The following is a 13,002-nucleotide window of genomic DNA, read 5'->3' on the forward strand; positions in this document are numbered from 1 at the left end:
GCGTCCTACAGACGCGGCCACGCGAGGGCTTCCGCTGTTGTACCCGGTGAGCGTTCCCCGGGCTTGTTGTGGTCTCGCTCCGAGCGGCCCCAGGTCAGAACCCACTCAGTGCCTGGCTGAATGACGGCTGGACGGTCGGCGCCGCACCGCGGTGGCGGTGGTCGCGCACGTCGAAGTCTTCATTCGGGCGACGAACTCTGGTTGAAGTCCGGCTACCCGCGACCAGTATCCCACACGAGACGGCGCCGGCCGACCAGGCGCCGCAGACAGCGTCAGATTCCGGGGAACCAGAGTTCGATCTCGCGGGCCGCGGACTCCGGCGAATCGGAGCCGTGCACCAGGTTGTCCTGCGTCACCAGGGCCAGGTCGCCGCGGATGGTGCCCGGCGCGGCCTTCTCGACGGGATCGGTGCCGCCGGCGATCTGACGGAACGCGGCGATCGCACGCGGACCCTCGACGATGGCGGCCACCACCGGACCGGAGGTGATGAATTCCAGCAGCGAACCGAAGAACGGCTTGCCCTCGTGCTCGGCGTAGTGCTTGCGGGCGAGGTCCTCGCTGACCGTCTTCAGCTCGAGAGCGGCCAGGGTCAGACCCTTCCGCTCGATCCGGGCGAGGATGTCCCCGACCAGTCGCCGCTGCACGCCGTCGGGCTTGATCAAAACCAGGGTCCGCTCAGTCACGGCGGACAGCGTACCGGCCCTGGCTGCCGAAGCGTCAATGCGCAGATCAGTGGTGGTTCTGGGACAGGATCGCCCCGCCCAGCCAGCGGTGCAGGAAGCTGCGGAGCTCGTCGCGGGACCGCGACGGCGGGTTGGGCGCCACGAAGAACGACAGCATGGTGCGCAGCGTGAACTCCACCAGATCGCCCAGCGCGGCGTCGTCGTAGCCGTAGTCGGCCCAGTCGACGTCGAAGCGGTTGATCATCCGCATGCCGATCGCGCGCGCCTCGTCGGAGGCGATGGCCCCGGAGTGGGTGCCGACATACGGCTCGGACAGCAGGATGCCCAGGTGCGGTGTGCGCGCGACCTCGTCCAGCGAGAACAGCACACCCTCGGTCATGGCCTCGGCCGGATCCTTGATGCCGCGAACCGCGCCGGCGAGGCGGTCGAGGAAGTCGTCCACCGAGGCGATCGCCGCGGCCCGCATGAGCGCGTCGGCCGTCGGGTAGTAGCGGTACACCGTCTGGCGGATGACCCCGAGCGAGGCCGCGACGTCGGAGATGCTGATCGCCGTCCCGGTTTTCGCGAGCAGCCCCACCGCGGCCTCGACGATGCGCCGGGAAGCCTCCTCGTCGTCGGCGGGCGGCGCTCCGTTCCACCCTCGCCTCCGCGCCATGGTCAGCAGGATAGTTGACCTTCGGCCGGTCAACATACAATCATACGAAGCACGTATGGTTTGTATGTTCACGAGCGGAGTGCCCTCGATGACCGACCTCATAGTCCGCAAGATGCGGTTCGCATTCGCCGAATCCCCCGTCCCGTTCTGCTGGAACGAGGACAACCCCGCGTTCTCGTCGATGGCCAACGCCGTCTCGTTCCTCGCGGTGGCCTTCGAGAAGATGATCGGCGCGATGATCCCCGAGGCGATGCCGCTGATCGCCGATCCGGCGATCGCCGCGGAAGCCGACGCCTTCGCCCGGCAGGAGGGTCAGCACTCGATGGCCCACCGCCAGCACACCAAGGCGCTGATCAAGCGGTACCCGGGCCTCGAGGAGACCCTCGACGAGGTGATCGCCACCTACGACGCGCTGACCTCCGACACCGAACTGCGCTACCGGCTGGCCTACACCGCCGACCTCGAGGCGACGTTCACCCCGGCGTTCAAACTCATGCTCGACAACGACGCCGCCCTGTTCGCCCCCGGCGACGATCGCGTCGCGTCGCTGTTCCTCTGGCACTTCGTCGAGGAGGTCGAGCACCGCAGTTCGGCGCTGATCATCTACGACGCGGTAATCGAGGACCCCTGGTACCGCATGCGGGTGGCGCCGTCGGTGTTCGCCCACGTGTGGGCCGCCCTCCGCGTCGCCTGTGAAGGCTTCAACAAACACGTACCGCTGGCCGACCGGCGAGTCGACGCGCTGTCGATGTTCGGTATGCAGGCACGCAAAAAGGCCCTGCTGCAACGCTTCCCGCGGCTCGGAGTGCCGTACGACGGGCCCGTCGACAACGCCTTCCGCCGCCTGCCGAAGCGCGAGATGCTGACCGCCTTCACCGGCGTCGTGCGCAGTCAGATCCCGGGGCACGATCCGGCGCACGAGAAGCTGCCCGACCTGGCGCAGGAGTGGTTCGATCGCTACGAAGCCGGTTACGAGGTCACCCGGTGGTACACCGCGGCGAAAGTGAGTGACGCCCATGTCTGATCTGTGCACGCCGACCTTCGCCGATCTGGCCGCCCGGCTCGGCTTCTCCTGCGCGGAGGCGGGCGGCCTGGTCGAGTTCCGCAATCCGTTCGGTCTGGAGAACTGGACACTTCCGGTGCTCGAGGTGCTGGTCATCGCCGGCGCGGTGCTGGCGCTGGTCTACGCGGTCACCCGGTATCGCAGGCACGCCGACCCGACCAACCTGGCGCTGTGGTTCGGGGCGATCGCCTATCTGCTGATCATCGAACCGCCGCTGTACTTCCCGTCCGCGTTCGGCATCGACGAGTACGTCGACACGATGTTCGCGCACAACGTGTTCACGGTCGAGTTCCTGTGGGGGCGTCTGCCGCTCTACATCGTCGCGATCTACCCGATGATGGCGACGGTCTCGTTCGAGATCGTTCGCAGGCTCGGGGTGTTCCGCCGCTACGGCACGTTCGCCGGGGCGCTGTGCGTCGGGTTCGTGCACCACGCGTTCTACGAGATCTTCGACCATCTCGGCCCGCAGCTGCGCTGGTGGGAGTGGACGCTGGAGCACCCGCTCAACCAACCGTTCTTCGACTCCGTCCCGCTGCCGAGCGTGGTGGTGTTCGCGGCGCTGTGGCCGACGTCGCTGGCGTTCTGCGTGCAGTTCTTCGTCGGCCGGCACGTCGATGCGGGCCGGTCGTTCACCGGCGGCCAGGTGGTGCTGCGCACGATCGTGGCCGGTGTGCTGGCCGCGGTCGGGACCTTCGTCCTGCCGCTGCCCGCCACCGTGGCGGGCGGCGTCTCCGGCAGCACCGACGTCGGCGGCGTCGTGTACGCGCTGGAGCTGGTGGCGTTGAGTGCGGTGTCGGCGGTGCTGCTGATCGCGCAGTGGCGCCGGCTGCGGGGCGGCGTGACCGCCGAACATCCCGCCCCGACGCCGATCCTGCGGTATGCGGGCGGGTATCTCGCGGTGATGGCCGTGCTGTGGGTCGCGGCGCTGCCTGCCTACTTCGGCGCGGTCGACGGGGTCACCGCCGACGGCGATCCGGTGGGCAGTCTGTGGTACACCGTGGCCTGCTTCATCGTCGCGACGCTGGCCGTGCTGGCCGCGGCGACCGTGCCCACGAGGTCTACTGACGCGGCTGCTGCCCCGGGAGCAGCCCCCGCTTCTGCCGGCGCAGCACCTCCGCGCGCAGATAGATGATCATCAGCCAGACCACCGCGAAGATGATCCCCATGACGCCGACGCCGGGATAGATCACCCAGCCGGCGATCAGCCCGGCCTGCACCGCGAGGTCGGCCCAGATCGCCCACGGCCGGCCCTGGATCCCGCACATCAGCAGGAGCAGCACCGCGAAACCGATCAGGTACGCCGTCGACGCCGCGGTCAGCCCGCCGCCGACCGACCCGACCACCGGCAGTGCCAGGAGCACGACGATGGCCTCGAGGATCAGCGTGCCCGCCATCACCCCGCGGAAGCTCTTCCACGGGTCGGGCGGGGCCGGGGTCTGCTCGGCCGGCGGCTGATCGGTCACTGCGGGTCCTTGCCGAACAGGGTCCGCGCCGCACCGGCGGTGACGACCGAACCGGTGATGACCATGCCCGCGCCCGACAGCCCGTCGCCCTCGCTGCCCGCCTGCTCGACGACCGCGGTCGCGGTTTCGATGGCATCGGGCAGTGTGGCGGCGCGGATCACGCGTTCGGGACCGAACCGCTCCTCGGCGCGGATCGCCAGCGCCTCGACCTCCAGCGCGCGCGGCGACCCGTTGTGGGTGACGACGATCTGGTCGAACGCCGGTTCCAGCGCGGCGAGGATGCCGTCGACGTCCTTGTCCCCCATCACCGACACCACTCCGACGAGGAAGCGGAAGTCGAATTCGGTCTGCAGCGCATCGGCCAGCGCCGCGGCGCCCGCCGGATTGTGGGCGGCGTCGATGAACACCGTGGGCGCGCTGCGGAGCCGTTCGAGCCTCCCGGGGCTGGTGGCGGCGGCGAATCCGGCCCGCACCGCGTCGATGTCGAGTTGGCGGTCGGCGCCCGCGCCGAAGAACGCCTCGACCGCGGCGAGCGCGAGCGCCGCGTTGTGCGCCTGGTGCTCACCGTGCAGCGGCAGGAAGACCTCCGAGTAGACGCCGCCGAGGCCCTGCAGTTCGAGCAACTGCCCGCCGATGGCGACCTGGCGCGACAGCACGGCGAATTCGGAGTCCTCGCGGGCGACGGCGGCGTCGGCGCGCACCGCCTGCGCGAGCAGCACCTCCATCGCCTCGGGGGCCTGCCGGCCGATCACCGCGACGGTATCGGTGGGCACGAGGTCGTCAGGCTGGCGGGTGATGATGCCCGCCTTCTCCCCCGCGATCTCGGCGATGGTGTCCCCGAGGTAGTCGGCGTGGTCGATGCCGATCGGCGTGATCACCGCGACCGGCGCGTTGACGACATTGGTGGCGTCCCACGTACCGCCGAGCCCGACCTCCACGACCGCGACGTCGACGGGGGCGTCCGCGAACGCGGCGAACGCCATCGCGGTGAGCACCTCGAACTTGCTCATCCGCGGGCCGCCCGCCTTCTCGGACTGTTCGTCGACCATCTGCACGAACGGTTCGATCTCGCGGTAGACCTCGACGTAGCGCGCGGGGGTGATCGGCTCCCCGTCGATCGAGATGCGCTCGACCGCCGACTGCAGGTGCGGGCTGGTGGTGCGGCCGGTGCGGCGGCTCAGCGCGATGAGCAGCGCGTCGATCATCCGGGCCACCGACGTCTTGCCGTTGGTGCCCGCGATGTGGATCGACGGGTAGCCGGACTGCGGGGAGCCGAGCATCTCCAGCAGCGCGCTGATCCGCGCGGTGCTGGGCTCGATCTTGGTCTCCGGCCAGCGGGCGTCGAGCAGGTGCTCGACCTGTAGGAGCGCCGCGACCTCGTCGGGAGTCGGTTCCGGCCGGCTCATTGGGAGGACAACCCGGCCAGGCGGGCGTTGATCCGCTCGACCTCTTCGCGCGCCACCTGCTGGCGGGCGCGGATCTTGTCGACCACCTCGGCGGGCGCCTTGGCCAGGAACGCGTCGTTGCCCAGTTTCGCGGTGGTGCCGTCGAGCTCCTTCTCCGCGGCCGCGAGGTCCTTCTCCAGCCTGCGGCGCTCGGCGGCGACGTCGACGGTCCCGGAGGTGTCGACCTCGACCACGACCGTTCCGCCCGAGAGCCGCACCTCCACCGAGGCCGACGCGGTGAAGCCGTCACCGGCCTCGGTCAGCCAGGCCAGCGCGCGCACCGCGGGCACATGGGCGTCGAGCCCGGCCGCGCCGACGTCGGACAGCCGGGCGGGCACCCGCTGCCGGTCGGCCAGCCCCTGATCGCTGCGGAACCGGCGCACCTCGGTGACCAACTTCTGGGCATCGGTGATCCGTTGCGCCGCAGCGGGATCCGGCGCGAACCCGGACGGCTCCGGCCAGTCGGCGACGACCAGCGACTCCCCACCGGTCAACGTCTTCCAGAGCACCTCGGTGACGAACGGCATCACCGGGTGCAGCAGTTTCAGCAGGGTGTCGAGGACGGCCGCGAGCACCGCGGTGGTGTGTGAAAGACTCTCGCCCAGTTGCACTTTCGCGAGCTCGACGTACCAGTCGCAGAACTCGTCCCACGCGAAGTGGTACAGCGACTCACACGCCCGGCTGAACTCATAGGCGTCGAAGGCCGCGTCGACCTCGGCGCGCACCTCCTCCAGGCGGCCGAGGATCCAGCGGTCGGCGTCGGTGAGCGCCGCGGCGTCGGGCAGTGGCGCGGGTGCGGCCCCGTTCATCAGCGCGAACCGGGTGGCGTTGAACAGTTTCGTCGCGAAGTTGCGGGATGCGCGGGCGTGGTCCTCGCCGATGGCCAGATCGCCGCCGGGGCTGGCGCCGCGGGCGAGGGTGAAGCGGAGCGCATCAGCGCCGAAGGACTCCACCCAGTCGAGCGGGTCGATGCCGTTGCCGCGGGACTTGCTCATCTTGCGCCCGTGTTCGTCGCGGATGAGCCCGTGCAGGAAGACGTTCTCGAACGGCACGTTCGCGGTGCGCTGCCCGTCGAGGGTGATAGCCGGATCGTCGGCGACGAAGGTACCGAACATCATCATCCGCGCGACCCAGAAGAACAGGATGTCGTACCCGGTCACCAGCACGGTGGTCGGATAGAACTTCTCGAGTTCCGGTGTGCGGTCGGGCCATCCCAAGGTGGAGAACGGCCACAGCGCCGAGGAGAACCACGTGTCGAGCACGTCGGGGTCCTGCTCCCAGCCCGCCGGCGGGGTCTCGTCCGGTCCGACGCAGACGGTTTCGCCGTCGGGGCCGTGCCAGATCGGGATGCGGTGGCCCCACCACAGCTGACGGGAGATGCACCAGTCGTGCATGTTGTCGACCCAGGCGAACCACCGCGGTTCCAGGCTGGGCGGGTGAATGACGGTGTGGCCGTTGCGGACCGCGTCGCCGGCGGCCTTGGCCAGCGCCTCGACCTTGACCCACCACTGCAGGCTCAGGCGCGGCTCGATGGGTTCACCGCTGCGTTCGGAGTGTCCGACGCTGTGCAGGTACGGCCGCTTCTCGGCGACGATGCGGCCCTGGTCGGCCAGCGCCTCGCGCACCTTGACCCGCGCCTCGAACCGGTCCATTCCGTCGAATTGCGTTCCGGTGCCCGCGATCCGGCCCTTGGTGTCCATGATCGTCGGCATCGGCAGCGAATGCCGCAGCCCGATCTCGAAGTCGTTGGGGTCGTGCGCGGGGGTGACCTTGACCGCACCGGTGCCGAATTCGGGGTCGACGTGGGTGTCGGCGACGATCACGAGTTCGGTGTCGAGGAACGGGTGCGCCAACGTGCTGCCGACCAGGTGGCGGTAGCGCTCGTCGTCGGGGTGCACGGCGATCGCGGTGTCACCGAGCATGGTCTCCACCCGGGTGGTGGCGACGATGATGTGCGGTTCGTCGTCCGACAGCGAGCCGTAGCGGAACGACACCAGCTCACCCTCGACGTCGTCGTACTTGACCTCGAGGTCGCTGATCGCGGTCTCCAGCACGGGCGACCAGTTGACCAGCCGCTCGGCCTGGTAGATCAGCCCAGCGTCGTAGAGCTTCTTGAAGATCGTGCGCACGGCGCGGGACAGGCCCTCGTCCATGGTGAACCGGTCGCGGCTCCAGTCGACGCCGTCGCCGAGCCTGCGCATCTGCGCGCCGATGGTGCCGCCGGACTCCCGCTTCCAGTCCCAGACCTTGTCGATGAACAGTTCGCGGCCGAAGTCCTCTTTGGTCTTCCCGTCGACCGCCAGTTGCTTCTCGACCAGGGTCTGCGTCGCGATGCCCGCGTGGTCCATGCCGGGCAGCCACAGCACCTCGAAACCCTGCATCCGCTTGCGCCGGGTCAGCGCATCCATCAGCGTGTGGTCGAGCGCGTGGCCCATGTGCAGGCTGCCCGTGACGTTCGGCGGCGGCAGCACGATCGAGTACGCCGGCTTGCCGCTCGCCGGATCGGCGGTGAAGTACCCGGCGTCCACCCAGCCCTGGTAGAGGTCGGCCTCTACCGCACCGGGATCCCACGACTTGGGGAGGGATTCGGCGCTGGCGTCAGGGGTGGCGGTCACCGGTCAATTCTAGGTAGCCGCGCCACTGGCGACCGAACGGGTCCCGACCGGCGCTCAGGCCAGTCGCGACGTCTCCAGCGCGACCCCCGCGCCGGGGAACCGCGCGATCAGCGCGTCGCCGATCGCGGCCGCCGGGGTGAGCACACCGTGCAGGTCGGGCAGCTGATCGTGGTCGAGCGCCAGGGCCAGTCCCGATTCGCCGAGCAGCACCGACGTCGCCTTGTAACCGGGGTCACCCTGCTGTGACATCCGTGCCACGTACCGCGCGCCGGTGGTCGTGGTGGTGTAGGTCTCGACGGTGTAGTGCCCCTTCTCCCGGGTCTGCTCGCTGGGGCCGGTGCCCGGCGCGGGCAGCACCCTGTCGAGCAGCTTGCGCGGTACCCGGTGGAAGTAGCGCGAGCCCAGACCCATGACGGCGGCGCTGCCCGCGGTGGTCAGCGCGGCGGCGACGGGTGCGACGGGCGTGCGGCCGGTGCTCATCACCTCCGAGTACTCGAGCTTGCGGCCGTAGGCGTAGTCGAGCAGCGCGTTGCTGCGACGGACGATGCGGGTGTTGGGCCCGGCCATCGCGAACGCCGCCGTCCAGTACCCGGACAGTTCCGGGGCGATCTCCGCACCGCGCCGCCACCGCATGTCGGGCTGGGCGCCGAGTTCGGGTTCGGCGCTGCGATCCGGCGACAGTGTGTAGGGGTCGGTCATCTGGCGGCGCGCCTCGGGGTTGGTCGAGGCGGTGTTGAGCACTTCGAGGACCGAGGCGATCGTGCCGCCGGATGCGCCGCCGGCGAAGGTGCGCACCACCATGCTGGTGTCGCCGAGCTCGCCCTCCCCGTCCGCGGCCACCGCGCGGTGCAGGGCGTAGACGGTGAGATCCGACGGGATGGAATCGAAGCCGCACGAGTGCACGATCCGCGCACCGGTGTCGACCGCCTGCTTGTGGTAGTGGTCGATGCTGTCGCGGATGAACATCGTCTCACCGGTGAGGTCGGCGTAGTCGGTGCCCGCGGCGGCGCAGGCGGCGACCAGCGGCAACCCGTACTTGGTGTAGGGCCCGACGGTGGTGATGACGACGCGGGTGCGGGCGGCCATCGCGTTGAGCGTCGACGGCTGTGAGGCGTCGGCGCTGATCAACTCCCAGTCGGCGGCTTTCGCGCCCAGCGACTCACGGACCTTGAGCAGTTTGTCCTGTGAGCGGCCCGCCAGCGCGATTCGGGCCTCACCGCCGTGCCTGGCCAGGTAGTCGGCGGTGAGTTTCCCGACGAATCCGGTTGCTCCGTAGACGATGATGTCGAATTCACGCTGCTCTGCGGGGCTCATCCTCCCGACGCTACCCGAGCATTTCGGGGAGCCCGACGTCCTGGCCGAGCACGTGACGGGACAGGAACGCCGTGACCACCTGATACCAGAGCTTGGCGTGCTGGGGGCTGAGCACCCAGTGGTTCTCCGACGGGAAATAGAGGAACCGGTGCGGACCCGTCCCGTCGTCGGCGGCGGGCAGCTTCGATTTGGTGAGCAGTTCGTACCAGAGCCGCAGCGCCTCCCCGATCGGCACCCGGTAGTCCTTGTCGCCGTGGATGACGAGCATCGGCGTCGCGATGTCGGCGACCGACAGGTGCGGTGAATTGCGTTCGGCCATCTCGGGTGTCATCTCGCGCGCCCACCAGTAGGCGCCGTCGGTGGTGGTGCCGAACTGGTCGAGCGCCCAGAGGCTGGCGTGCGTGACGATCGCGTCGAACCGGTCGGTGTGCCCGGCGATCCAGTTCGCCATGTACCCGCCGACCGATCCGCCCATCACCGCGGTACGGGTGCCGTCGATGCGGGGGTCGGCGATCGCGGCGTCGGTGGCGGCCATGAGATCGGTGTAGGGCGACTGCCCCCAAGCGCCCCAGCCGCGCTGGATGAACTCCTGGCCGTAGCCGGTCGACAGTGCGGGGTCGGGCAGCAGGACGGCATAGCCCTGCGCGGCCATCAGCCACGGGTTCCACCGCCAGTGCCAGGCGTTCCAGCTGGCGAGCGGGCCGCCGTGCACCCACAGCAGCAGCGGCGCCGGCTGGTCGGCGTCGGCGCCGTCGGGCAGCACCAGCCACGAGCGCACCGCGGCACCGTCGGGCGCGGTGGCGGTCACCTCGGTGAGGGTGCCGGGGAGCTGCGGGGCGTCGACGGTGGGCAGCACGGTGACGGTGCCGTCGGGGTCGATGCGCACGGGATGCGGTGCCGCGGCGTAGCTGTGCCGGACGGCGTAGACGACGCCGCCGGGCGCGGTGGTGACGTCGGTGTAGGTGTGGTCGTCGTCGGTCAACCGGGTGACCGCACCGGTGTCGGGGTCGACGAGGAAGATCGGTCCGCGGCCGTTGTCGTCGGCGGTGACCACCAGCGTCGAGCCGTCGCGGCTCCACGACACCGACGTCGGCCAGCGGTCCCAGTCCGCCGTCAACTCCCGCGGCTCTTCCCCGAACCGAATGCAGCACAACGTGATTCGCGGTGCCTGCAGCGGTGTGGAGATCGTCTCGCGGGTGAACGCGACCGCGCGGCCGTCCGGGGAGATCGCGGGATTGCCGAGGTCGGCGGCCGGATCGTCGACGATGGTGGTGCGCTGCCCGTCGGCCACCTCGACGCGCACCAGCGTGCCGCGCAGTGCCGCGCCGGCCGACGGGTTCTGCCACGTCACGACGAGGAAGCGGCCGTCGTTGCTGAGGTCGACCCCGGCCTCGCGCAGCCCGCCGCCGGGTGCAGGTGTGAGGTCGCGGCCGTCGGCGGCGTCGAGCAGATGCGGTTGGTCGGGTCCGAGGTCGTGGTCCCAGTAGCGCACGGGGTAGCCGGTGTGCAGGACGGCGGAGACCTTGTTGTCCTTGCGCAGCGCGCGCAGCCTCTTGTCGTCGCCGAGGTCGCCGGCCGAGGCCAGCAGGGGCGCGCCCACCACCGTCACGCCCGCGGCCCTGGCGCACCGCACCGCGGTGACTCCCCCGGGCGGGGCGAGTTCCTCGACCGCCTCCCCGCCTGCGGCGGGGAGGCGCCACAGCGCGGTGGGCGGCTTGTCGTCGTCCTTGGAGGGCCGCGACGCGAGGAACAGCAGATCCCCGCCCGGGGTGAACGCGGGTGCGCGCTCCCCCTTGGCACCGCGGGTCAACCGCCGCGCGGGGCCCGCTCCGGCGGGGTCCAGTTCCCAGATCGCGGTGACGAACGCGGTGCCGGTCTCGTCGAGTTCGCTGATCGTGGTCACCACCCGCGTGCCGTCGGGGGATACCGCCAGCCCGGAGACCCGGGGCAGCGCGAGATAGGCGTCGAGATCGTGGAAGGGGGTCGCCGCGGCGCGGTCCGGGTCGGAAGACATACGAATTTCGTAACACACTGGCGGACACGACTTCACGCGGTGTTTACGCGCCGTGACCGGTGGGACACATCCGCGCGGTTAGCGTTCAAGCGTCGTACACCGTCAGTGCTTCGAGATCACTGCGGATAAACCCGTCGTCCCGAATCCCACCCTGGGGAGGTCCCATTGACACCTGAAGTCGAGGACGCCCTGTCGTCCATGGCCGCAGTCAACAACGAGTTCTTCTACTGGATGTCCATCGCATTGATGATGCTCATCCATGCGGGCTTCCTCGCCTACGAGGTGGGCGCCTCACGCTCGAAGAACGTCCTCGCCACGGCAATGAAGAACCTGCTCGCGTTCGCGACCATAGTCGCGTCGTTCTTCTTCGTCGGCTGGTTCCTCTACAACGCGATGCCCAGCGGGTTCATCGAGTTCAACGACGCCGCCAAGGCCGCGCTGCCCTGGGGCGACAACATGGGCCCGAACGTTCAGGATCCGGCCAGCGGCATCTTCTGGGGTGCGTTCGCGCTGTTCGCCGCGACCACGGGCTCCATCATGTCTGGCGCTGTGCTGGAACGCATCCGGACCAGCGGCTTCCTGGTGTTGACCGTGCTGGTCGGCTCGGTGACGTGGATCATCGGCGCCGCGTGGGGATGGCATGGCGCCGGCTGGATGCTGACGAAGCTCGGGTTCCACGACGTCGGCGCCGCGGGATGCGTGCACATGATCGCCGGGTTCGCCACGCTGGGCGTTCTGATCAACCTCGGTCCGCGCATCGGGCGTTTCCTGCCCGACGGCAAGCCGGTCACGATCCGTCCGCACAACCTGCCGCTGACGATGCTCGGCCTGATGCTGATCTTCACCGGGTTCTTCGGATTCCTGATGGGCTGTGTCATCTACGCCGGCGACGGGTTCGCCACCATCTACGCCAGTCCCACGACGTTGAGCGCGTTCGCGTTCAACACGCTGATGGGCCTGGCCGGCGGCATCATCGGCGCCTACATGACCTCGCGCGGCGAACCGTTCTGGACCATCTCCGGCGGTCTGGCAGGCGTGATCGGTGTCGCCTCCGGCATGGACCTGTACCACCCCGCCCTGGGCTTCATCATCGCTCTCGGCGCCGGTGCGCTGATCCCCTACATCGGAAAGCTGTTGGACAAGTTCAAGATCGACGACGTGGTGGGTGCAGTCGCGGTGCACGGCGGTGTCGGGCTGTACTCGGTTCTGATGGCCGGGATCTTCCTGTCCGGGTATCCCAACACCGACGGCAACCCCTCGATCTCGCTGTGGGGGCAGGCGGTCGGCGCGGTGGTCTTCGCCGCGCTCGGGTTCTTCCCCGCCTATGTGGTGTCGCTGGGCTTGAAGAAGATTGGGCTGCTGCGGATTCCGAAGGAGGTCGAGGAACAAGGCCTCGACCTGAGCGAGGTGCCCGCCACGCCGTACCCGGAGGGCATTCCCGTGACGGTCATGCCCGTCAACGGCGGTAAGGCACTGGTCGGCACGATGGAGGTGAAGTAGATGTTCAGCCCGATCGACAGCTATGAGGATGCCGGGGTGGTGTTCACGTTCGGCGGTTACTCCGTCGGCGTGTGGATCTGCTTCGTGCTGGCCGTGATGTTGTTCATCGGGTTCTTCGTGCGGATGGTCCAGCACGAGAACAAGGCGTACCAGGCCATCATCGAGCACAAGCCGGTCGAACCGGGCCCCGCCGCAGAAGGGGAACCAACGGCCTACTGATCACCGCGTACGCGAAATCCCCCGGATCCGA

Annotated in this window: 11 protein-coding genes; 4 read left to right on the forward strand and 7 right to left on the reverse strand. The window is 69.3% G+C overall.

The window, feature by feature from the left end; all coding sequences use genetic code 11:
- Positions 1–272 precede the first annotated feature (272 nt).
- Together ndk and AU194_RS26145 are read right to left on the reverse strand one after the other, a co-directional pair.
- Entirely contained in the window at positions 273–683 is a 411-nt protein-coding gene (gene ndk / locus AU194_RS26140) for a nucleoside-diphosphate kinase (RefSeq protein WP_059092186.1), read from the reverse strand.
- Between the two features lie 46 nt (positions 684–729).
- Positions 730–1,338: a TetR/AcrR family transcriptional regulator gene (locus tag AU194_RS26145; RefSeq protein ID WP_059092187.1), complete on the reverse strand. Its 609-nt coding sequence runs from the start codon at positions 1,336–1,338 to the stop codon at positions 730–732.
- Positions 1,339–1,426: 88 nt separating this feature from the next.
- On the opposite strand from AU194_RS26145, the gene AU194_RS26150 reads away from it, so the two are divergent.
- Together AU194_RS26150 and AU194_RS26155 are read left to right on the forward strand one after the other, a co-directional pair.
- A complete protein-coding gene (locus AU194_RS26150; RefSeq protein ID WP_059092269.1) occupies positions 1,427–2,362 on the forward strand; it encodes a metal-dependent hydrolase in 936 nt (311 codons plus the stop codon).
- Positions 2,355–3,533, forward strand: a complete 1,179-nt coding sequence (locus AU194_RS26155; RefSeq protein ID WP_059092188.1) for a hypothetical protein — start codon at positions 2,355–2,357, stop codon at positions 3,531–3,533. Before AU194_RS26150 ends, AU194_RS26155 begins: the two co-directional genes overlap by 8 nt.
- On the opposite strand, the gene AU194_RS26160 is transcribed toward AU194_RS26155, so the two are convergent.
- From AU194_RS26160 to AU194_RS26180, 5 genes are all read right to left on the reverse strand, one after another.
- Entirely contained in the window at positions 3,460–3,795 is a 336-nt protein-coding gene (locus tag AU194_RS26160; protein WP_369804233.1) for a DUF4233 domain-containing protein, read from the reverse strand. The genes AU194_RS26155 and AU194_RS26160 overlap by 74 nt on opposite strands.
- Before the next feature lie 65 nt (positions 3,796–3,860).
- On the reverse strand, positions 3,861–5,270 hold the full coding sequence (locus tag AU194_RS26165) for a folylpolyglutamate synthase/dihydrofolate synthase family protein (RefSeq protein ID WP_059092190.1): 1,410 nt from the start codon (positions 5,268–5,270) through the stop codon (positions 3,861–3,863).
- Positions 5,267–7,924, reverse strand: a complete 2,658-nt coding sequence (locus AU194_RS26170) for a valine--tRNA ligase (RefSeq protein WP_059092191.1) — start codon at positions 7,922–7,924, stop codon at positions 5,267–5,269. Before AU194_RS26170 ends, AU194_RS26165 begins: the two co-directional genes overlap by 4 nt.
- A gap of 54 nt (positions 7,925–7,978) precedes the next feature.
- Positions 7,979–9,238 (reverse strand): trans-acting enoyl reductase family protein, encoded by a 1,260-nt coding sequence (locus AU194_RS26175; protein ID WP_059092192.1) that lies wholly within the window; start codon positions 9,236–9,238, stop codon positions 7,979–7,981.
- Between the two features lie 10 nt (positions 9,239–9,248).
- Positions 9,249–11,252: a S9 family peptidase gene (locus tag AU194_RS26180; protein WP_059092193.1), complete on the reverse strand. Its 2,004-nt coding sequence runs from the start codon at positions 11,250–11,252 to the stop codon at positions 9,249–9,251.
- Positions 11,253–11,417: 165 nt separating this feature from the next.
- On the opposite strand from AU194_RS26180, the gene AU194_RS26185 reads away from it, so the two are divergent.
- Positions 11,418–12,752: an ammonium transporter gene (locus AU194_RS26185; RefSeq protein ID WP_059092194.1), complete on the forward strand. Its 1,335-nt coding sequence runs from the start codon at positions 11,418–11,420 to the stop codon at positions 12,750–12,752.
- Positions 12,753–12,971, forward strand: coding sequence for a hypothetical protein (locus tag AU194_RS26190; RefSeq protein ID WP_059092195.1), 219 nt, complete (start codon positions 12,753–12,755; stop codon positions 12,969–12,971). It abuts the gene before it with no gap.
- Positions 12,972–13,002: the final 31 nt, after the last annotated feature.

Source organism: Mycobacterium sp. GA-2829, from assembly GCF_001499965.1.
In the GTDB taxonomy this organism is placed as follows: Bacteria; Actinomycetota; Actinomycetes; order Mycobacteriales; family Mycobacteriaceae; genus Mycobacterium.

What these genes read in the sequence shown, in the direction of transcription:
- AU194_RS26145 (WP_059092187.1), bottom strand. Translation starts at nt 1,338, where the DNA reads ATGGCGCGGAGGCGAGGGTGGAACGGAGCGCCGCCCGCCGACGACGAG.
- AU194_RS26150 (WP_059092269.1), top strand. Translation starts at nt 1,427, where the DNA reads ATGACCGACCTCATAGTCCGCAAGATGCGGTTCGCATTCGCCGAATCC.
- AU194_RS26155 (WP_059092188.1), top strand. Translation starts at nt 2,355, where the DNA reads ATGTCTGATCTGTGCACGCCGACCTTCGCCGATCTGGCCGCCCGGCTC.
- AU194_RS26160 (WP_369804233.1), bottom strand. Translation starts at nt 3,795, where the DNA reads ATGGCGGGCACGCTGATCCTCGAGGCCATCGTCGTGCTCCTGGCACTG.
- AU194_RS26165 (WP_059092190.1), bottom strand. Translation starts at nt 5,270, where the DNA reads ATGAGCCGGCCGGAACCGACTCCCGACGAGGTCGCGGCGCTCCTACAG.
- AU194_RS26175 (WP_059092192.1), bottom strand. Translation starts at nt 9,238, where the DNA reads ATGAGCCCCGCAGAGCAGCGTGAATTCGACATCATCGTCTACGGAGCA.
- AU194_RS26180 (WP_059092193.1), bottom strand. Translation starts at nt 11,252, where the DNA reads ATGTCTTCCGACCCGGACCGCGCCGCGGCGACCCCCTTCCACGATCTC.
- AU194_RS26190 (WP_059092195.1), top strand. Translation starts at nt 12,753, where the DNA reads ATGTTCAGCCCGATCGACAGCTATGAGGATGCCGGGGTGGTGTTCACG.